Consider the following 22,416-nt stretch of genomic DNA (forward strand, 5'->3'; position numbering starts at 1 on the left):
CAAGATGTATTTTGACAGTCACGCGCACTATAACGATGAACGCTTTAACGGGGACAGGGAAACCCTGCTTCCGGCACTATATGAACAGCATCAGGTGACCTGCATCATGAATGTGGGATATGACCTGGAATCCTCCCGGCAGGCTGTGATGCTTGCACGAAAATATCCCTTTGTTTACGCTTCTGCAGGGATCCACCCTCACGATGCAGAGAGTATTCAGGAGGGGGACTATGCCTGTATCGAGGAATTACTTCGGGAGGACAAGGTGAAAGCAATCGGGGAAACCGGACTGGATTATCACTATGACAATTCTCCTAGACAGCTTCAGAAACAGGCTTTTGACAATCATTTAAGACTGGCGGAAAAATGGAATATGCCGGTGATCATCCACGAGCGGGATGCGACATGGGATGTGCTGGATCTCTTAAAGACCTATCACGGCGAGGGGGTTTTTCACTGCTTTTCCGGCAGTGTGGAGACGGCAAAGCAAGTGCTCGACATGGGGCTGTATCTTTCTTTTGCAGGTCCCGTTACCTTCAAAAACGCGCGCAGACAGCAGGAGACCGCCGCGTATGTGCCAAAGGACCGTTTTCTGATTGAGACGGATTGCCCGTATATGGCGCCGGAGCCCTTCCGCGGACGGCGGAACGACTCTTCCTTTGTGTATCTTATGGCGGAAAAAATCGCGCGGTTAAAGGGAATCAGCAAGGAGGAGGCAGCGGCTCTGAGTATGGCCAATGCAAAACGATTGTTTCGAATTGAATAAAGAGGTGGTTGCGTGGTAACAACAGTGACATTGAGCCCTTCCCTGGATAAGACCTATATTGTAGCTGAGATGAAGGATGATATCCTGAATTATGCGAAAAAGACGGTGCTTCTTCCTGGTTCTAAGGGAATTAATGTATCCAGACTGCTTTCCAGACTGGAGGTGCCGAATACGGCTATCGGTCTAAGCGGAGGCGCCTTCGGCGGGCTTTTAGAAAGCCTGATGAGACAGGAAAAGGTGGAATTTGATTTTACTCATAGCCGGTCGGATATCCGGTTTAATGTGAAAATAATTGATTTGGCGAACAGCGCATTCACCGATGTGAACGAGCGGGGCGAAGCGGTGACAGAGGAAGAATATCAAAGATTTCTGGAGAACTATAAGGTGTATCTTCGTCGCTCTGACTATGTGGTTCTGGCAGGCAGTCTGCGGGACGGAATGCCGGAGGAAACCTATGCTTCCCTGATTCAGATGGCTCACCAGGAGAAGGTACCTGTTTTTTTGGACTGCTGCGGAGGCTGTCTGCGGCGAACGCTTGCAGCGAAGCCGTTTTTGGTGGCTCCCAATATTCATGAGCTCTCAGACTGCTTCGGGGAGGAGTTCGGTTCCCTCGACAAGGTTGTGGAGTGTGCCAAGCAAATACATAAAAACGGGATTGCCTATGCCATTGTTACGATGGGGGCGGACGGAGCCGTACTGGCGTGCGCGAACGGTGTGTACAAGATGACTCCTCCGCCAGTGCATACCAAAAATACAACCGGAGCAGGCGACAGCTTTCTTGCCGGCATTCTTTACGGAATGCTCCGGCACGCTTCGGAGGAAGAGATGCTGCGGATAGCAGGATCGGTATCTACGGCGAAAGTGGCGAGAGAGGATACCGGAATGCCGGATAAAAACGAATTATTTGATTATTACAGCCAGACGAGGGCGATCAAGATAGAAGATTGAGAAAGGCGATGGAAGGATGCAGCTGACTGCCAGGCTGGAGACGGTAAAAAATGCGGTTTTGCCCTGTGGAGCGGTGCTGGATGCGGGAACGGATCATGCCTATGTCCCAATTGCTTTGGTACAGCAAGGAATCTGCCGCAGAGCAATCGCTTCGGATATCAACCGGGGACCTTTGCTCCGTGCCCGGGAACACATTCAAAAAAACGGATTGGACGGTAAAATAGAAACACGTTTGGGCAGCGGGATTACTGTGATAAACCCTGGGGAAGCACAAAGCGTGATCCTTGCAGGAATGGGAGGCGTTCTGATTGCACAGCTTCTCGAGGAGGACAAAGCGGTTTCCGCATCGGTGAAGCAGTTCGTTCTGCAGCCCATGAACGCGCCGGAATATCTGCGGCATTCTCTCCATAAAAATCATTTCTGCATCACAGAGGAGTATCTGGCGGAAGAGGGAGACAAGCTTTATGTGATTCTTAGTGTGGAACACGGCGAGGAAAGATATGAAAAAGAGTGTTATTATCATATCGGTAAACGTCTGTTCCAGCGTTACGGGGAGCAGGAGATTTTTCTGCGGTATCTCAAAAAGAAAACCAATGCGTTCCGAAAGATGCTGAGCGGACAGCAGAAAGCTTTGCTGCAGGATGAAAAACGAATTGCATATCTGGAAAATCTGTTGAGAGAACTGGAGGGGCTGGGCTATGATCTTTAAGGACTGCATTCAGGTGCTGGAGCGGGTTGCTCCCCCTGAGCTGAAGGAAAGCTGGGACAATGTGGGACTGATGATAGGGGACGAGACGGATGCTATTCGGGGGATTTTGTTTTCACTGGATGTAACCGAGGAGGTTGCGGAGGAGGCGGCATCCCTCGGATGCAATCTCATCATCAGCCACCACCCGCTGATTTTTCAGCCGATTCGTTCTTTGAACCGGCAGAGGGACAGCAAGTTATTTCGGCTCATTGAGAGTCGTATTAATGTGTACTCCATGCATACCAATCTGGACTGCGCGCGAGACGGTGTCAACGATCGGCTGGCGGAATGCTTTGAACTGCAGGACACCAAAGTGCTCTGTTCGGATGAAGAGGCAGGGCTTGGACGGATTGGGAGGCTTCCTGAAAAAATGAGCTTTGAAGCTTTTTTGTCACTGGTGAAAAGTGTTCTGAATGTGAAATACGTGCGGTATGTGGGGGATCTGAACCGAGATGTGCGCACGGTGGCGGTTCTGGGCGGCGCCGGGGCAGACTATCTGGAGTACGCCCTGAAGGAGGGCGCTGACGTCATGCTGACAGCGGAGGTAAAACATCATATTGGCCTGTATGCCAAGGAGACGGGGATTGCACTGGTAGACGCCGGACATTTTGAAACGGAAAATATTGTGCTGGAACCGCTGATGGAAACCCTGCGGGAATGCTTTGATGTTCCTATGTACCTGTCAAAGCGGCACCGGAGTTTTATTGAGACGATATAGCAAAAAGCGGGCTGATTCTTATTGAAATGTGAATAACAGGGAAAATGTCATGGACTTTGAAAAGGCCATGATATTTTTTATGCCCGGCGGGTTCCGAAGCGGAAAAACACAGGGTTGCTTTCTTTTTTGGAAAACATTTCATTGTTACAGTTCGATTAAATTTGTTTACTTTTCCGCAAAAAAGTTGTACGATTATACTCCAAAACAGATAAAATTGGATTATTTTATAACATAGGAAATTGTGCGGAATCGTGCACAATTGCATGTTTCAAAAAAAACGTGCGGAGCGCAGTTGCGTTTTTCAGAAGGAAAAACTTTTTTATTTTGTCCTACTGGCAAAAATGTATGAATGGAAAGGAGAAGATGGCGAATTCTTACATATAACCTCGCTGTATGTTCCCCATTTCCAAAGTGGAGGGTAACTTTATTGAAAGAGCAAGCGGCAAGCATCATTTTGCACTTCGCTCGGTTGAAACGCCATTAAGGTAACTTTTGCTGCGCAAAAATGGACAACCACGCTGTTTTTTTAGCCACAAAAAACAAAAATAATCAAAAAATATGAAAAAAAGATAAGAAAATGAACAAAACATGACAAATACATTGTGTCTCCATTTCGGTATAATAATGATAATGGGAATGTTGTTGCTGAGAGAAAACGGCGGCAATGAAAGATAAGAGATGGGCATTGATAAAACAGAAATGGACAAATGGGGATTTGTTCATTTTCGCTCTGCCTTTTTGGTGAAAAAGACAGAGCGCTGTTTTGGTAAATAGTTGCGTGAAAAAATAGGAAAGTAACGAAACTATTTTAAAGGAGGCTGGTTAAATGGAAGTGTTTAAACAGCACGGAGAGGCATATGGCTGAACCCATGCCGGAAACTTCCTGAATCGCTACGGTTGGGAAGCGGTATCGATGAGGGAACGCGATGAAAAAAGACTTGTTCTGAGGAGAGAAGAAGTGTGTCTTTCAACAACAAAATAGGGGGTAATTATTCATGAAGAGCATGAAAAAAGCATTAAGCTTATTTTTGGCATTGTCGATGCTTATGACTGTATGCGCTGTCAATATACTGGCAGAGGATACCGTCACGCTGACGGTGCCGAATGGAAACTTTGCAAACACATGTGACGCAAACGGTACCTTGCCGGATGGCTGGAGATCGAAGCCGCTTCAGCTTACGGCGGGCAACGCATCAGCAACCTATGAAATTCTGAGTACTTATAATAATCCGGTCGATAATGATGATAAAACCGGTGCGTTAGAGATGCTGTATCGAAGCGGCGCTGGCGGATTTCCGGCAATTGAATCGCCGAAAATCCCTCTGGACAGCGCTTTAACGGAAACCAGAGAATTTACATTGACGGTAGATTACTGCAACAATATTGCAAGTGCGGCGATCCATTTTTACAATGCGGAAGGTAAGCTTTATAATGGTAGCGAGTGGGTGGACGAGTTGCAGGCTGGTATGGGACAGACCGCATGGCAAATGAAAGATGCGGTAGGGAACCCTTCCTATATAGCGAAAGCGGCGACATCTGCTTCTTGGAAAACTATGACGATTACAGCTGTTGCACCGGTCGGAACAAGCAGTGTTTCGGCATATCTTCTTGGGTTCTTAGGTGGCTCTGGCCGTGTAAGATATGACAATGTCACAATCAGCTATAAATCGATCGCATCGGTTGCAGGATTGCAGCCAGTGAGGAATTTAGTAGCGTCTGCCAGCGACAAACAGGTTACCCTTTCGTGGGGTCTGCCAGCGGATACAACAAACTATGCCGGTGTAAAAATTGCCGTGAAAAACGGGGCGACACCGGTCAAGGAAGTTTTTGTGGAAGATGCCGCAAAAACCTCCGAAACGATTTCGCAGCTTGAAAACGGTGTGAATTATACCTTTGAAGTCTATGCAATGAACGCGGATAAAAGCAAATTCTCCGAGGCGGTTTCAGTGAATGCCGCGCCCGTGGCTCCGAAAGAAGGCGTTGTCACTATCCCGAACGGAGATTTTGAGAAGACGGCGGCGGTGAACTCTGCTTTGCCGGATGGCTGGTCTTATCAGGTTTATGTACAGCCAGATGCATTGCTGGATCCAGCTCAGCTGTATTATCTGATCGGCAGCGACAGAGGAAATGGAACCAGTGCGGCGGGAAGCAACAGCCTTGTGATGAAGTGTCCTGGGCTGAATGCGGCGCTTGGCTATAATAAGCCGGCAATGATGGTGATGTCACCTGTTGTGCTGTTGGAAAGTGAATTGACAGAGCCGCAGAAATTTACTTATACATTCGATTACAACGCAATTCGTTACAATGCGAATACTGCTATTTTATTTTTCAACGCGGAGGGGAAGGTTTACAACGGAACCGAATGGATTGACTGGACTGTCAAAACCGACGACGATTGGAAATTCACGGATTCATCCGGACAAAAAGGATGGTTTTCGACGGATAACGGAACCACGGCAACCGGATGGAAAACAGGAGAGATCATCACGGAAGCACCTGCGGGTACAGCCGGCGTAAGAGTTGTTGCAGTAGCAACCGGGGGCGGCGCCAGTTTGTGTGCTCTTGATAATTTAAACATTACTTACGGAGGTCAGACACCCGAGATTACCGTACCGAACCCGGTGACAAATCTGAAGGCGGTTTCCGGTGACAAACAGGTTACCCTTTCATGGGATTTACCGGAAGATACTGCGAACTATGCCGGCGTAAAAATTACAGTGAAATCCGGTTCCAGCACAGTGACAACACTGTATGCGGAAGGGAAAGAAGCAACGTCTAAAATAGTGAATGGATTGACCAACGGTACGCCATATACCTTTGAAGTACAGTCTATGAATGCAGACAAATCAGAGTTTGCGGACACCGTTTCTGTCACTGCGACCCCGCATGAGGAAGGGCAGATTGTTACAATTCCTGTAAAAAACGCAATAAAAGACAGGGCAATGTATGCGGACGATCATCAATTAACGGTGGACTTAGGGATTATTTCTTCCAATCCTCCCACAGGATCCGACGGGATTCTTTACAACAATATTGTAAATGCTACAAATGTATTTGATACAGATAACACAAAACTGACTTTCAGCTCTGACACACCGGGAGTATCGTTTGTTAAGACACCCTATCGTCTCGGATTGACATACTCCGGAGGTTACAGTACTTGGGCTGATGTACAGAAACTCCAGCTTGTCTATCGGCCGGATGCCTCTCAGGCAGGCAAACAGGTTACGATTCAGGTCAAAGCAACGGTTGCTGAGAGCGATCAGGTATTAGCGGAGGAAACGGCTTCCTTCAAAGTGACGGTTACACCTGTACCGCAGGACGAATGGAAACCTACAGGAGAAGGACGCGAAACCTACCTTACCGTTCCCAATGGAAATTTTGACAGAACCACTACAGCAAACGAATTTAAAAACAATTTTAACAAGGATATTCCCGGCGGTTGGCACGCTTTACTGTGGGCTGCACCAAATCCTGTTATGGGGGATGACCGTGTGGGCTACAACGTGATCAATAAGAATGCGACGACAGATGCTGGTGTTGACGGACAGGGCATGGACATCAAAGGCGGTGTTGCAGAGACAACGGAGGGGAACATACTGATCGAATCCGGCAGGATTGCGACCCCCAGTACAGCTGCAAGAAAATATACCATGGGCTTCCAGTACAAGGGCGGAAGAAACTCCGGAAAACCGGCCGCAGCTATGTTCTTCTATAATGCGGACGGGGAACTCTATATGGGCAACGGTGTGTGGAAAGCGGATGCCACCGCAGCGGATATGTGGAGCAGCAAGGACGCCGAGGGGAATGCCGCATACTTACAGTACGATGTAGTATCAGGCTTTACTTCCGCTAAACTGGAACGGTTTGCACCGGAAGGAACCTCTTACGTTACCGTCGCGTTTGCCGCAACAGGAGGAACAGCCTACCGTTTTCAGGTTGACAATGTAAGTTTAATGTACGTTGATAATCTGGCGCCTGTAATCAATACGGAAAATCCATATACCAAAACCATTTCCTTGGGAGAAACCGTTCGCCTCAATCTGGCAGAGACATTTACAGACCCGGATGGCGATGTGATGACATATACCATAGAAGGGACAAATGGAATAATTGAAAACGGTGTCTTTAGCTACACACCGAATAAACTCGGTTCCGCAACCGCTGCTGTTGCCGCAACCGATTCTTACGGCGAGAAAACAGTATTAAATTTGACTCTCACAGTGAATGATGCGGTCTCCAGCACCACTGTGAACAAGGATATCAAGCCTGTGACAAAAGCGACGGTGAATGGTTCCGTGGTGCTAAAAAAAGCGGATGGATCCAATGTAACCTCTTTAAGTCAGCTGAACGCGGGCGAAACATTAAAAATCAATGTAAGTTTGAAGAATACAAGCGAGCTCCCAGTTACTACCACCTTGCTCATCGTCAAATACGATGCCAACGGCGTGGTTGAATCCGTTACAACGAAAGTTATCGTGATTCCTTCAACTGGCGGAGATCCGGATTACACCACGGTAAGAGACTATGTGGTGGAGAACAACTCCGGTTCTGTCGAAGTAATGCTTTGGGATTCAGCTACCAACTTGAATTCTCTGATTGATCCGATTCGGATTTAAGCTACTTGTCAAAGGCAGCGGGGCAAAATCCAACGGTTTTGCCCTTACAATAAAATGGAGGTATGAACATGGGATACAGGAAATCGATCTCGTTATTGCTTGTATTGCTGTTAAGCATTCACATATTATTTATCCCGGCAGTCGCTTTTGATGACATTGGGGACAGCGACAATGCCGAGGCAATTGAAACCCTTTCCGGCCTGGGCATCTTGTCAGGCTACAGTGAAGGAAGTTTTATGCCGGATGGGAAGATTACCCGTGCGGAATTTGCGGTTATCGTGACCAAACTGACTGGGTTTGAAGCGGTAAACAACGAAACATCGACTCCCACTCCTTTTGCGGATGTGGAGGATACTTACTGGGCAAACAACTATATTAATTATGTCAACAGCATGGGCTTCATGATAGGCAATGGCGACGGATTCAGTCCGGAAGCGGAAGTCACTGTCGATGAAGTGCAAAAAGTTCTGGTTGAAGTACTGGGCTATGGCTTTCGGACCATGAATATGGGATATCCGGACGGATACCGCAGTGTTGGAAGCGAGCTTGGCATATACAGCAAAGTGAAATCCAAATATACAGAGCCCGCCACAAGAGGCGAAGTCGCTCAGATGGCGTACAATTGTATTGATATCAAAGTGTACAAGAGATCTGTTTTTGGCGGTGACAAAATCACATACAGTCAAGGCGAGGATCTGTTAAAGGAATATCTGAAGATTGACACCTGGAAGGGCGTTGTTGTAGAAGATTCTTTGAGCGGTCTGACTGGGCCTTCCTCCCTTTCTGACAGTCAGATGCGGATTAAAACGGCAAAGACAGGGGAGATTGTACAGATCGATACCAATGAAAACGCTGTAAGCAGCTATCTTGGGACATCGGTTACCGCTTACACCAAAGAAAATGAGCTGGAAGAGAATGAACTGCAGTATATCAAGCTGAACAAAAACGGATATAAAAGTCTTTTGATTACCGCGGATCAATTCGTTCAATTTGAAGATGGAACCGTGCTCTACAATTTGGATCCGGACGGAAATGGCACAGACAAGAAGATAAGTGTGCTTCCATCTTTGGACATTGTATACAACGGTGTGTACTATGACGGAGACAAAGCTTCTATCATGAATATTGATTCCGGAACGCTGGATTTTGCCGATACCGATGACGACGGAATGTATGATCTGGTAAAAATTCAGGAAAAGGAATATATTGTTGTTGACAGTGTTTCCGCGGAAGAAGGAAGAATCATCGATAAATATTCCTATGAGAATAATATCGAAGTGGATGTGGACGATCCGGACAATTTGATTGAAGTGACAAAGTTTAATCTTCCCCTGACGATAGGCGCGTTGACTTCCGGTGACGTGGTGGAGGTTGTACGCTCCAAGAATTCTACCGGCAAAAAGTTATATAAACTGACGGTTATAAACAATCAGATTGCCGGGGAAATCACTTCTTACAGCGATGATTCCGTGTGGATAGGGGATAAAGAATACAAACTTTCCTCCTATTATAAAAACAACAAATCAGAGATTGGAGCACTTCCGACCGGAGTTAATACCAGCTTTATTCTAGATTCGGATAACCGGGTTATGTTGGCAGCGGATACGGTAAGTACCTATCTGTACGGCTATTTCGTAGGAATAGAACAGGAATCGGAATTATCCGATCCCGTAATAAGAATTTTCACTTCCGGCGGAAAAATGACAGATTTTACGCTCGGCTCCAATGTTTTGTTGGATGGCAAAAGCAAAGCTACCGTAGAGGACATCAACACGAATCTCTCCCAGGCGAAATACGGAACCTCTGTGACGACCAAGGACTTAGGGCAATTGATTCGTTATAAGACCAACAAGGCAAATGAGATTATTGGAATTGACACAGCACGTGCCAATATTCCGGGCAATGCGGAACAGGATCAGGATGAACTGTCCAATGACAGGAACGGGGAACTGAAATGGTTGAGCGGGCCGAAGAGCTTTGATGGAACTCTGATGGACGATCAGGCGATTCTATTTGGTATTCCGGCTGATACAACCCGGTATGACAAGTACACAATCCACAAGGCATCCACCCTTCCAAATTCAAAATATCAAGTATCTCTATATAATATTGATGAGATCGGGGTTGCAAAAGCTGCTGTGGTGACAGGTGATTCTGTTGCCGAGATTGAGAACGATGACCCGGTTTCTATGATAAAGAAACTTGTTGATACGGTAAATGCGGAGGGCGACATCGTGAAGAAAATGTATACAGTAGAATGCAAATCGGCTTCTGAAAAAGAATTTTTCTTTACAAATGACTCTCAGTGTTTTGAGTACACAGCAAATCCTCTGCCCAATCCAAACGGAGAGATTACAGATCAGAAACAGGCGCTGAAAGCTGGAGATGTCGTACGTATACTGGCGGAAGGCAGCAATGTGAGAAAAGTGGAGAGATTGCTTTCCATCGATCATCTCAAAGAAAATGTATCTCCCACCAATTCTGCAACAGCTCTTCCAGGAGAAATTACTGCAATGGGCGGCGAAAATAAAGATTATTCTTATCTGCTTCGCTTTGTAACGGGCAGGTTGATGAGCCGCCAGGACAGATATATCAAGTTGGGAATCATAAATGCCAGTGATGCAACGACGGATTCCGGGCGGAAAGAACTGTCCTACTACCTGCAAGATACCGCAAAATTCGTTGTATATTCTGAGAACAGCGCAGGCGCTGCCTCGGTGAAATCAGCTTCTATCGGCGATATGAAAGATGAGCGGGCCAATGGGACAAAGGCGTCCTACGTCTTTGCAAAAAGCCGTTACGGCGTACTGCAGGAAGTATTCATCTACAACTTTTATACCGACCCTTGGGCCAACTAGAAAAGGGGGAACAGAATCATGAGCAAAAGAATCTTATCTATAATCTTGGCGGTATGCCTGGCGGCAGTGATGTTCTCTTTCCCTGTGCTGGCCGCAGCCGATGTCACCTATACCGTGGAAAAAGACAAGATTATCTTAGCCGGTCAGACCGATACGACGGCGGCCGATCAAAACGTATCCGTGGTGGTGCTGAAAAATGGCGTCACCTATCAGCAATACCAGAATGCGACACCGGAACAGACCGGGGCGTTAACCTTTTTTGCCAAAACAGGAAAGACAACCGCCGGCGGTGCATTTTCCATGGAGATAAAACTGCCTGAAAATTCCGCGCCCATGTCTATGATTGCTATTTTAGGAGACGCCGCTTTTACAAAAGTCAAGGTAATGACAGTTATCTATGCAACGCAGGAAGATATCGCTGCGATTGTAACCGCGTTTAATGCAGCGAATACAAAAGATAAGGTGATTGATTTTCTTGATGAGTATGAGACACTACTCGGCACTGTCATCACCAAAGACAAACAAAACAATGCCTTTTATAACTATCTGGCTTCCAAGACAGCTTCCTCCAGCGACCAAAATGGTCTGAATCAAATTATCACTTTTTATAATGACGGAATGCTGAAGGAATGCATTGCACAGGCGAAAACCGTTGAGGAAATCAACACGGCGGTTGAAGCTTATGATGTAAAATCTCTTTTTGTCAATGACGATTTGGAGCTTGTGGCGGAAAGAGAATTGGACAGTAAACTGTCCTCCCTGTTGAGCGGAAAAACATACAGCGAAGCGGAGGACGCCGTTTACCGCTTGAATGAATCCATCTTCCTGACATTGTTCAACAATACGGCTTCCAGAGATGAGATGATTTCTCTGTTTAACCAGTACAATGAAACGTATGTGGGAGTCAATACAGGAAGCGGTTCCAATTACAGCAAAGCAGATAAACAGTCTCTGTTTAAGACCATAGCGGCGCAGGCGGCAAAAACGCCTTTTCAGGACGGTGACTCTCTGAAAAAAGCGATTGACAAAGCGGCAACCCCCACCGGTGGGAACACCGGAAACGGAGGTTCCACCGGTGGCGGCGGAAACAATGTGGATGTTTATCCTACACCGACGCCTGCACCGGTTGGATTTGAATTCAATGATATCGGCGGCGTGGCTTGGGCGAAAGACAGCATCTATTCTCTGGTTGACAAGGGTGTTATCGCAAAGGATCCCTCCAAGCAATTCCGTCCTGACGACAGCATTACAAGGCAGGAATATGTGAAGCTTCTGGTAACTGCTCTGGACATTTACGATGCAAACGCATCCTGTAATTTTGTGGATGTATCCAAGGACGAGTGGTATTATCCCTACATCGCCTCCGCGGTTAGTAAGGGAATTGTAAAGGGTGTTTCCGACACCGAGTTCGGTATTGACCGGAATATCACCAGAGAGGATATCGCGGCACTGACATTCCGCGCGGCGCAAGCCTTCGGAATGGATCTGCCGCAGAGCAATCCGGAAAAACAGTTTGCAGACGCACAGGATATCAGTGCATATGCACAGGAAGCGATTTCCGGAATGACAAAGGCAGGTATCATCAATGGGTATGAAGATAATACCTTCCGTCCGAAAAATACGGCAACCCGCGCAGAAGCAGCTGTTATCATCGGGAAATTCATTAAAAGGTAAAACATGGAGCAAGACGGTGGAAAAATAGAGTTATGTTATGCTGATTGCTCAGGGGAAGAGCGATCCTTGAAAGGAATTTTAAAATGTTGAAAAACAGATTATTATCTGCAGCATTATCTATTATTTTTTCATGCAGCATGTTGTTTGCAGCTCCCAGCACGGCTCTGGCTGAGGAAAAAACGCCGGTTTCCGAGATTACCTTTTCCGAACCAGAGAATGTTGGAAAGCCAATTACGGCAACCACACTGTTAAACTCCGTTGCAAGTATGGAGGATGGCAAGCCCATCCTCTGTACAACGGTTTCCGGTTCTCCTGCAAAGTTTAATGTAATCGATCTGGAGACTGGGAGATTGTTACACAGCTTTGATGCCGAGAAGGGGAACACTATGTGGACTCATGCGGTGGATTCCAAGGGAAATGTTTATACCGCAGGCTATACTCGTGCGACGCTGTACCGTTACAGTCCGGAAACGAAAACCTTTGAGGATCTGGGTGCGGTTTCCAAGGAGAGTGCGGTGTGCCAAATCGTTGTGGATGACAAAGACAATGTTTATATGGCAACCTATCCCAATGCGAAGCTGGTTAAATACGATGTGGCTACAAAACAGATGATGGATTTTGGCAACGTTTTGCCAGGGGAAAAATATTTCAAATCCATGGTGTATTACAACGGCTGTATTTACGGCGGAGGGGATGCTGTTGGGACACAGTTTGTAAAGATCGATCTTAAAACTCTCCAGAAAACCTATTATAAGGCTCCGAAGACCAGTTCCGGTATTAAATCGTATTATACTGCAACACTTGCAGGCGATAAAATCCTAATATATTGCGGAACACAATCATCTGGGTCTATTTACACAGTGTTTGATTTGAAAAAGGAAGCGTTTCTGGATATTGAAATTCCGAAAGCGGCAGGACTTTCCTGCTCCCCAGAACTGAACGGATACTCGTATTTTGTATCAAACGGAACCGTTTACAAGTTCAATCTGACAGACAACACCTATGAGCCGACCGATATCAAATATGGATCCGGATTCCGAGGGGGAAGCTTTGTGGAATTGAAAACACATCCAAACCTGCCGAATAAGACGTTTGTGACGGTGGTTTACGGAGGTTCCATTTCTCTGATCGATTTGGAGACAGGAGCCCGCGAGGATTACAGAAATTCGGTGGATCCGACCGGGACTTCTCTGGTAGCGGTAAAAGCGATTGGAAAAGACGTGTATGCGTCCGGGCATCAGGGTCCCCGCGCCACCTGGTATGATCCGGAAAAGCGTGAAGTGAAAGCGACATTTGCTATGGGACAGTCAACCCCGATTGAAGAGATCGACGGAAAAGTTTATTTCGGCTGTTATCCGGATGCGAGCCTGAGTGTTTACGACCCTGCACAGCCGGTAAAAGAAGGAACCAACCCCCAAAAAGTAGTGCGGCTCGCAGATGACAAATCTTTAGGGCAAAGCCGGCCGATGGATATTGTCGGCGCGGGCGGTAAGGTGGTTTTCTCCACGATCGCTGACTATGATATGCACGAAGGCGCTATCACGGTTTACGATCCGGAAACCGGAAAATTTGACTGCTATAAAAATATCATCAAAAACCAAAGTGTATCGGGACTTACCTATAAAGACGGTATTTTATACGGTTCCACAACCATTTTCGGCGGTCTGGGCGGCGATCCTTTGGCGCAGGAAGCAAAGATTTTTAAATTTGATATGAACACCAGAAAAGTAATCAAAGAGGTAACGCCGAAGTTTAAGGAGCAAAAAGGCTTATGCAAAATGGCGGGAGATTTGGCATTTGGTCCGGACGGGCTTCTTTGGAGCATATCGGATGGTCTGCTGTTTGCTATGAATCCAGAAACCCTTGAGGTTGTGAAAGAGAAAAACATCAATGGATATAACTGGGAGAGCTATTCTTCCAGATGGAATCCGTATACCTTAGAGTTTGACAAGGATGGACTTCTTTATTGCACACCCCGCAATACAGCTATGGTTGTGGATATTGAGACAATGGAATATAAAAATATTCTTCCGAAGGAATATGACAAAAACTGCGGTTCTATCTCAGTGAGCGAAGACGGACATGTATATTTCTATAACAGGGATAGCATCTACCGCGTCCACCGTACCAACAAGGCGGAAAAAGACCAAATGATTGCATTGATGATAGACAGCGTGAAAACCAAAGTCGGCGATCAGGAGGTAACATTGGATGTTCCGGCGAAAACCGTTCAGGACAGGACGATTGTTCCGGTCAGATTTATTGCGGAATCCCTGGGGGCGGAAGTCAAATGGGATGAAGCCACCGAAACGGTTACCATCATTAAAGGTTCTGATACACTGAAAATTGTTCTTGGCGAACAGAAAATAGATAAAAATGGTCAGGAAATCAAAATTGATGTCACCGCTTTTGAAGAAAATGGCAGAACGCTGCTTCCGCTTCGGGCTATTGCGGAGGCGTTTGACAAGCAGGTTTTCTGGGATGATCGCGGGCTGATTCTGATCGGTGACACGCCGGTGGACGCGGAAAAAGACAAAGCGCTTATCGACGCGCTGATAGAGGAATTAAAGAAATAGAAAAAGGGATTCGAAAGGATACCGATAAAGGGCGATCCATTTGATGTATTAAGAAAATCGAATACAGACAGGCAAAGGCCTTTCTTATCTTTATTCTTAAAATTGAGACAGGCAGATGTCAATGGAATGGCATCCGCTTTATCAAGAACAATGGAGGAATGTGAACAATGAAAAAGATAATAGCAGCCGCACTGGCAGCGGTAATGGCGGCGTCCTGCCTGGCAGGATGCGGCAGCAGCGATAACAGCACAACCGGGACAAACAGCAATGTGAAATTAGGGGACACGGGAGGACTGGAACTTCCCCTGGACACCAAAAACACAGAACTGCGGTTTTTGGTGTGCTCCTCAAAGGAAAACATGAACGACAGTTATGTTGTGCAGAAACTGCGGGAAGTGACCGGAATCAATGTACAGCTGATGGTATTCCCCAGCTCCACCATTGCGGAGAAACGCAAGGTGATGGTTGCGTCCAAGGATATCCCGGATATTATGGGGTCCTCCTTTGCAACCATGGACGAGATCAATGACTTGGGCGTACAGGGCGCGTTTGCTCCGGTGAACGACTACATTGACGTGATGCCCAACTTCAAGAAAATCTTCGTGGACGATCCGGAAAACAACTGGATCTTCAAATCCTATCAGGCGTCCGACGGAAAACTGTACGGGCTGCCCTGGTACGAAGTACAGAGAGACGTCAATCACGGGATTCTGTACCGGAAGGACGTTTTTGACAAATTGAATATTCCGATGTGGAACAGTCCGGAGGAGTTCTATCAGGCGCTGAAAACACTCAAGAGCGCGTATCCGGGCGTAGCGCCCTTCACCTCAAAGAACAAGGACAACCTGTTCAACCAGCTGTCCATCAGTTGGGGGTTGATCGCATACAAACCATACTATGACGAGGCGGCGAAGGAATGGAAATATTCCGACACCGACCCGCAGATGAAGAATATGCTGGATTATATGGCGAAGCTTTACAAGGAAGGGCTTCTGGATCCGGAATTCCTGACGCTGACGGAAGCGGCTTGGACGTCCAAAATGACCCAGCCGGACAAGGCGTTTGTGACCTTTGACTGGATCGGACGTCTGGACACCTTCAAGGAGCAGACGAAGGGAACCTATCCGGAATACGATCTGCGGTACGGCAACCCGATCGGACCGAAGCAGACGATCAAAAAGCTTTCGAAAGTATTCGCGTCCTCGACCATAGCAAACAACAAAAATACGGAACTGTCCATGAAACTGAACGACTTTCTGCTGAGCCCTGCGGGAGCGGAGCTGATCACGATGGGCGTGGAAGGGGAGACCTACACGCTGGACGAAAAGGGAATGGCAGTGTACACAGCGTTTGACGCGGGCAAGAAGGTGGAGATCGGAGAACTGGAAGAGAAATACGGAATGTTCCTGGAAGGAATGTACCGCCGGTTTGACAAGAGAAGCACCTACTTCAACTTCTCGGAAAAGGAACAGGAAGCGCAGGATAAAGTGCTCAAGGAGAACATGAGCGAACCGGAGGATCCGATTCTGGCCTTCACGACAGAGGAAAAGGACGCGCTGAGCGGAAAAGAAGTAAAGCTGAAAACGGCAGCGCAGGAATTTTTCGCGAAATATGTTCTGGGACAGGAGAGCGGAGACGCAGCGTGGAACGCGTGGGTGGAGAAAGCAAACAACCTGGGCGCCCAGGATATTGTGAAGATCTATAACGACGCCCAGAAGAGATACGATTCCGCGCAGTAGTCGGATTTTGCCTTTTCTTTGTATCGGAAAGATGGATGAATTTTGCTTCTGCTGAGGGCTGTGCATCTGGAGATAAGGACTCTGTTGAGTTTCTTTTTCGGATGTTGTGCAGGGCATTGACATCAGGAGGAACAGTGAATGCCAAAGATGCATGAGAAGGTATGCCGAAAACAAGACACAGGGAATTGGAATAATAGAGGTGCGAGGTGTGAAGCTGAATTTTATCGGCATTGACCTCGATCAGAAATGGGTATTGGATCGTTTATCAAAAAGGATCGGATTCCATGACGAAAGAGAGTACAATGTTTATTTTAAAAAGGAACCGCATATTAAAGTGTCGAAAGACGGGCTTAATTTATATGTGGAATGTGCAACAGAATCTGAGATGGGCAGATGCCTGCTTCTGGCAGTTCAGCTAATCAAAAATGGGGTAGACACAACGGTTTTGGAGAACGCGCAGTTCCGCACGATGGGTATCATGCTGGACATGTCGCGCGCAGGTGTGATGAAGGTCTCAAAAGTGAAAGAGTATATGGAATATCTCTGCCTGTTGGGCTTAAATACGTTATATCTCTATATGGAAGACGTGTATGAGGTGGAAGGGTATCCTTACTTTGGCTATTTGAGAGGGCGGTACACCAAAGAGGAACTCAAAGAAATCGATGCATACGGGAATCGCCTAGGGCTTGAGGTGATTCCCTGCATCCAGACTTTGGGGCATTTTGAGCAGTATTTAAAATGGCAGGAGGCTGCAGAAATCAAGGATACGGATAAGGTCCTGCTGGCCGGGAATGATCAGACTTACTGCTTTATTGAAAAATTGATTGAGACACTTTCCGATTGTTTTACCACAAAGAAAATTCACATTGGGCTTGACGAGTCCTTTGATCTTGGATTGGGAAAGTATTTGACAAAGAACGGTTATAAGCCGCAAGCCGATATTTTTGCGGAACATATCCAGCGGGTGAAAGAGATTCTGAACCGTTACGGGATGGAGCCGATTATTTGGGGAGATATGTATTTCTCTTTTGGAAAAGACATCTTCAGTGCATACTGCCCGGATGCGGTGATTCCCGAAAGAGCCAGAGAACTGTTTCCGGAGGAATTTTCTATCACCTATTGGGACTATTACCACACACAACAGGAATATTATGAGTCTATGATAGACAAGCACCGCCAGATTTCAAAGAATCTGGTTTTTGCGGGAGGTATATGGACGTGGAACGGGCTTGTTCCGGATTACCATAAAACATTTGCAACGATGAACGCTGCAATGCCTGCCTGCAAAAGGAAGAATGTGCAGGATGTTTTTGCCGCTGTGTGGGGTGACGACGGCTGTGAGACGGATTACATGTTCAGTCTGCCGGGAGCGGTTCTCCTGGCGGAGCATTGCTATCGGCCGTATATTGACAACGCGTCTGTGGACGCAAAATGCAGGATTCTCTTCGGAGTGGATTTGCGCAGTCTGCGGCTGATGGGCGACGCCGTTCACCCCAAAGAAGGGGAGACGCTTTCCGTCAAACGGATTCTGTACAGTGACATTCTGGCAGGGCTGGCGGACTGTGATACTGCAGACCCCGAAATCGTACAGCATTATCACAGACTGGAACATGAATTTCAGCGTTACGCGAAAGCGGAAGGCAGTTTTCAGGATTATTTCACTTATCTGACATGCATCTGCAGGACCGCGGCGGACAAGGTTGAAATATCCATTCATATTCATCAAAAAGACAAGCTGGAGCAGGTCAGGGATGTGTTGCTTCCGGCTCTGAAAGAGGATTATTTGGCCTTGAAAAACATACATATGCTTCTTTGGTACCGCAATTATAAACCTTTTGGTTTTGAGGTGATGGATGGGCGGTACGGGACAAAGTACGCGCGTATTGACACTGCAATTTATCGAATCGATGCATATTTGAAAGGTGATATCTCCGCTTTGGAGGAGGTGGATGAAAAACGTCTTCCGTTTGAAGACAACCACAAATGGTGCAACAGTTATGTAGGCATTTCTTCCGCTTATCTGGGGAAGGGATGCTGAGGCGAATCCATTGTCCTCATCATTTTTCAAAATGAAAAATTTTTTATGGCATCCTATTGAAAAAGGACTGAACCGTGATTTTTGATTGCGGCGCGGTCCTTTTGCACTTTCATTCGGTATAGGAAAAGGGTGGAAATACATAAAAATAAGAGTTTCGTCTATATGGATCAGACGAATATTTCTTGCTGTGGCAGTGTTTGTGCGTTATGATCAAAACAGAAAACACAAAGAAAAGGAGAGGAAGACATGACAAGAACAAAAAAGATTTTAAGCGTTTTACTGGCAGTTTCCATCTTGTGTTCCGTCGTCCCTTCTGCGCTTGCCGCAGAGCCGGCAGGACCGTTTAAATCTCAGAAGCTGAATTCTAAGACATTTTTAGATGCTTATTCTCTGGGTGTTCCGCACACACAGTCGATTGGGATCGACAGCGTGGCCGGAATGGAAGACGGCGTACCTATGGTATATGCAACCTCTTCCGGCAAGCCGGGGAACTTCAATGTCATTGACATTGAAAACGAGAAGCTGGTGCGTTCTTTCTCCATGGGAGACTCCACTTCAAGCTGGTCTCATATCACCGACGGCAAAGGAAATGTGTGGATAGCCGGTTGTGAGCCTGCACAGCTCTATAAGTATGACACGAAGACGAAGGAGTTCAAGGGATACGGACAGGCTTTCAAACAGGGTGCGGCGTATAACCTTACTTTGGATGAAGAAGGTAACGTATATTTCGGAACGTTTCCGAACGCTTATGTGGTGAAGTTCGATATCAACACAGAACAGTATGAGAATCTGGGACAGGTATTCCCCAATGAACGCTATGCGAGAAGCATTGAATACTATAAGGGAAAGATATATGCCGGCGGGCAGTCGGACAACACCAAAATGGTGGAGATGGATCTTAAGACGAAAAAAATTACCGAAATTCCATTGCCTCAGCTGGACGGGAAGACCATTAAACCGACTACGGTCTATACCATGCGGAGATCCCGGCAGTATATTTTCGTCAACCTGAACGGAAAATTCGGGGATTACGGCGAATGGATCCAGTGTGTTTACAATGCGGACACCGGAAAATGGAAGGATATCCTGACCAATGCGGGTTCCTTATATGCCTCCACCGAATTTGAAGGGGACGTATATCTAAAGGCCAATGACAAGCTGTGTATATTCCATTTGGATACCGGTACGCTGGAGCGGACCGAGAAACCCTATACCTGGTCACCCCGGGGCGTGACAGGTGTGTACGTCAACGGAAGAAAATGTCTGGCGACGGCGGATTACAGCGGTTACGCCGGCGTGTACGATATTGAAAAAGGCGAATACCGGAAGATCACAGAAGCACCGATGAAGGGCACGGGAGCCGTTCTGCAGAGTCTTGTCTGTAACACGGAAACCGACCGTTTGTATTGCGGCAGCGTAATGGGTGCCAGCTGTGCGGAAATCGATGGAAAGACGGGCAAATTGATTCGGCGTTTCTCTCTGGGACAGCCGGAGGGCTTGTATATTGAAAACAATACCATGTATGCGGGAATTTATCCGGCCGGGCAATTTGACAAGCTGGAGATCGGCGCGCCGGATGATCAGGAAGTAAAGCGGACCAAGCTGTTTACATTTGGAGAAGAACAACAGCGGCCTTATATCATCAAGCCTATGGAGGACGATTACTTTATCATAGGGTCCGTTCCGAACTACGGACAGCTGGGCGGCGCTTTAACCATCTACAACAAAAAGACCAATGAGTTTAAAGTATACCGGAATGTGGTGCAGGATCAATCGGTTGTAGGGCTGGCCTATAAGGACGGCCTGATTTACGGCGCTACCTGTATTTCGGGCGGACTGGGAACCAATCCAAGTCAGCCTTCCGCGAAACTTTTTGTGTTCGATCCGAAGATCGGACAGAAGACGAAGGAATGGGTTCCTCAGTTCCCCTCCAGAATGGGAACGCCGATCCGGCATATCGGAGATCTGGAAGTAGGACCTGACGGAAATATCTGGGGCGCATGCCAGGAGATGCTCTTCTGTATGGATCCCAAGACACAGGATATCAAAAAGACACTGTTTTTAAACGACGTAAAATGGTACGAAGGCTCCCTGTGGCGTCCAGTGTACCTGCGCTGGGGCAAGGACGGGTTACTGTATACCTCTCAGGGCAACGTCCCCAATGTGATTGATATTGACACGATGGAATATATCCGTCTTACCAAGCAGGCGGGCGGTTCCTCCCCAATGATTTCTCTGGACAGTCAGGATAATATTTATATTACGGTGGACACCGAGCTCAGAAAAATCTGCAGTGTTCCGCGCAAGTTAGACAATGCAGCACTCAGAAATATTTATCAGGGCACAGATGGCGGTATGGCATTGTTTGTTGACAACCGTTATGCCATTGTAAACGGAGGAATGGCGCAGATTGATCCGGAGAATATCGATGTCACCCCAATTGTAAAGGATGACAGAACCCTTGTACCTGTAAGGTTTATCGCGGAGAGCATCGGTGCTTCCGTGGGATGGGATGATCCGACCCAGACCGTGACCGTCAACCGCGGTTCCGATGTGATCAAACTGGTTTTGGGAAGCGATAAAATGCTGGTAAATAGCACGGAACAGACATTGGATGTTCCGGCCCAGACCTTAAACGATCGCACTTTGCTGCCGCTTCGCGCTATTGTGGAAGCACTTGGACAAAAAGTGTTCTGGGATGACAGAGGACTGATCGTCATTCAAAGCGATGAGAGCAAACTGCCGTCCGACAAGACGGTTATCGATGATACTGTGTATTTCTTCGACAGTTATGCTACGGCGGAGTACAGCAAATATACCGACAAAAAAGTGATACTGGATGCCCATAAAGAATACAATGAAAAATATGCTGCAAACAAAGTGGAAGTTCCCAATTTCAGCTTTGAAAACGGCACAGTGGGCACGAAAGAGGTTGACAACTGGAAATTGCTGACGAAGAATGGGGAAAATACCGATTATTATCTGAGCGATGAGATGGCAATCGATGGCGAAAAGGCTCTTTACCTGGAGGATACCAATACCAAAGGGGGCGTCGGCGTTATGGTGGACGCGATCCCTGTGAAGGAAGGAGCAAAGCGGTACGTCATGAAAACCGATATGTTTATCACCGAGGGAAGATGCTCCATCTATCTGCGTTTCCTGGACGCCAACAAAAAGGAGATCAAAAGTGAGGCAAACCATGTGGAAACAGGCGTGGGAGAATGGCAGACAGCGGTGATAGACGCGGAAGTTCCGGCGGGCACCGCCTATGTTCAGCCTTTGATGAATGTTACAGCCTTCTTCATGACAAAAGCATATTATGATAATGTCCAACTATATGCTTTTGACAAATAATTATTTCCAAAACTGCACGGCGTTGTAAAAACAGCGCCGTGCAGTTTTTTGTGATATGAAGAAACAAGCAAGAAATTACTTATTCCGCTTTTTCTGCATCCGTTCTCTCCTCATGATGCGCGCATGCCGCGTCATCCGGTTTCTTGTTTCTGACACATTTGTGCGTACAGTGACCGCAGTAAACCTTTTCAAAAAACGTTTCTTTCCTGTAGTGCTGAATAAAAAATCTACAGCTTTTGCATGTTTTTTCTTCCATGTTATCACGTATAATTAAACCATCTCGAAAGGGGTGGTTTTAATTATATCTCCTTTCTTAAAGTTTTTGATTATATTTGCAGGAGTAGCTACCTGCGATATAATAAAGACAAGCACTGTGGA

At 46.9% G+C, this 22,416-nt stretch carries 11 protein-coding genes; all 11 read left to right on the forward strand.

Annotated elements, in window-relative coordinates:
- The first annotated feature begins 4 nt into the window (after positions 1–4).
- The 11 genes from KQI32_RS09245 to KQI32_RS13430 all read left to right on the forward strand — a co-directional run bounded on the left by KQI32_RS09245 (position 5) and on the right by KQI32_RS13430 (position 22,038).
- The gene (locus KQI32_RS09245) at positions 5–766 is read left to right on the forward strand and encodes a TatD family hydrolase (protein ID WP_177691336.1); all 762 of its coding nucleotides are present in this window, start codon (positions 5–7) and stop codon (positions 764–766) included.
- Between the two features lie 12 nt (positions 767–778).
- Complete coding sequence (locus tag KQI32_RS09250) at positions 779–1,714, forward strand: 1-phosphofructokinase family hexose kinase (protein WP_177691337.1); 936 nt, start codon at positions 779–781, stop codon at positions 1,712–1,714.
- A 16-nt stretch (positions 1,715–1,730) separates the two neighbouring features.
- Complete coding sequence (locus KQI32_RS09255; protein ID WP_216424796.1) at positions 1,731–2,423, forward strand: class I SAM-dependent methyltransferase; 693 nt, start codon at positions 1,731–1,733, stop codon at positions 2,421–2,423.
- Positions 2,413–3,180: a Nif3-like dinuclear metal center hexameric protein gene (locus KQI32_RS09260; protein ID WP_216424797.1), complete on the forward strand. Its 768-nt coding sequence runs from the start codon at positions 2,413–2,415 to the stop codon at positions 3,178–3,180. Before KQI32_RS09255 ends, KQI32_RS09260 begins: the two co-directional genes overlap by 11 nt.
- A gap of 995 nt (positions 3,181–4,175) precedes the next feature.
- Complete coding sequence (locus tag KQI32_RS09265) at positions 4,176–7,799, forward strand: fibronectin type III domain-containing protein (protein WP_216424798.1); 3,624 nt, start codon at positions 4,176–4,178, stop codon at positions 7,797–7,799.
- Positions 7,800–7,867: 68 nt separating this feature from the next.
- On the forward strand, positions 7,868–10,657 hold the full coding sequence (locus tag KQI32_RS09270) for an S-layer homology domain-containing protein (RefSeq protein ID WP_216424799.1): 2,790 nt from the start codon (positions 7,868–7,870) through the stop codon (positions 10,655–10,657).
- Positions 10,658–10,675: 18 nt separating this feature from the next.
- On the forward strand, positions 10,676–12,331 hold the full coding sequence (locus tag KQI32_RS09275; protein WP_216424800.1) for an S-layer homology domain-containing protein: 1,656 nt from the start codon (positions 10,676–10,678) through the stop codon (positions 12,329–12,331).
- Between the two features lie 83 nt (positions 12,332–12,414).
- On the forward strand, positions 12,415–14,907 hold the full coding sequence (locus KQI32_RS09280) for a copper amine oxidase N-terminal domain-containing protein (protein WP_216424801.1): 2,493 nt from the start codon (positions 12,415–12,417) through the stop codon (positions 14,905–14,907).
- A 167-nt stretch (positions 14,908–15,074) separates the two neighbouring features.
- Positions 15,075–16,646, forward strand: coding sequence for an extracellular solute-binding protein (locus tag KQI32_RS09285; RefSeq protein ID WP_216424802.1), 1,572 nt, complete (start codon positions 15,075–15,077; stop codon positions 16,644–16,646).
- Between the two features lie 208 nt (positions 16,647–16,854).
- Positions 16,855–18,684 (forward strand): beta-N-acetylhexosaminidase, encoded by a 1,830-nt coding sequence (locus KQI32_RS09290; protein ID WP_216424803.1) that lies wholly within the window; start codon positions 16,855–16,857, stop codon positions 18,682–18,684.
- A gap of 246 nt (positions 18,685–18,930) precedes the next feature.
- The gene (locus tag KQI32_RS13430) at positions 18,931–22,038 is read left to right on the forward strand and encodes a copper amine oxidase N-terminal domain-containing protein (RefSeq protein ID WP_177690262.1); all 3,108 of its coding nucleotides are present in this window, start codon (positions 18,931–18,933) and stop codon (positions 22,036–22,038) included.
- Positions 22,039–22,416 lie beyond the last annotated feature (378 nt).

This window comes from Acetivibrio sp. MSJd-27 (genome assembly GCF_018918095.1).
Taxonomy (GTDB): Bacteria; Bacillota; Clostridia; order UMGS1840; family HGM11507; genus HGM11507.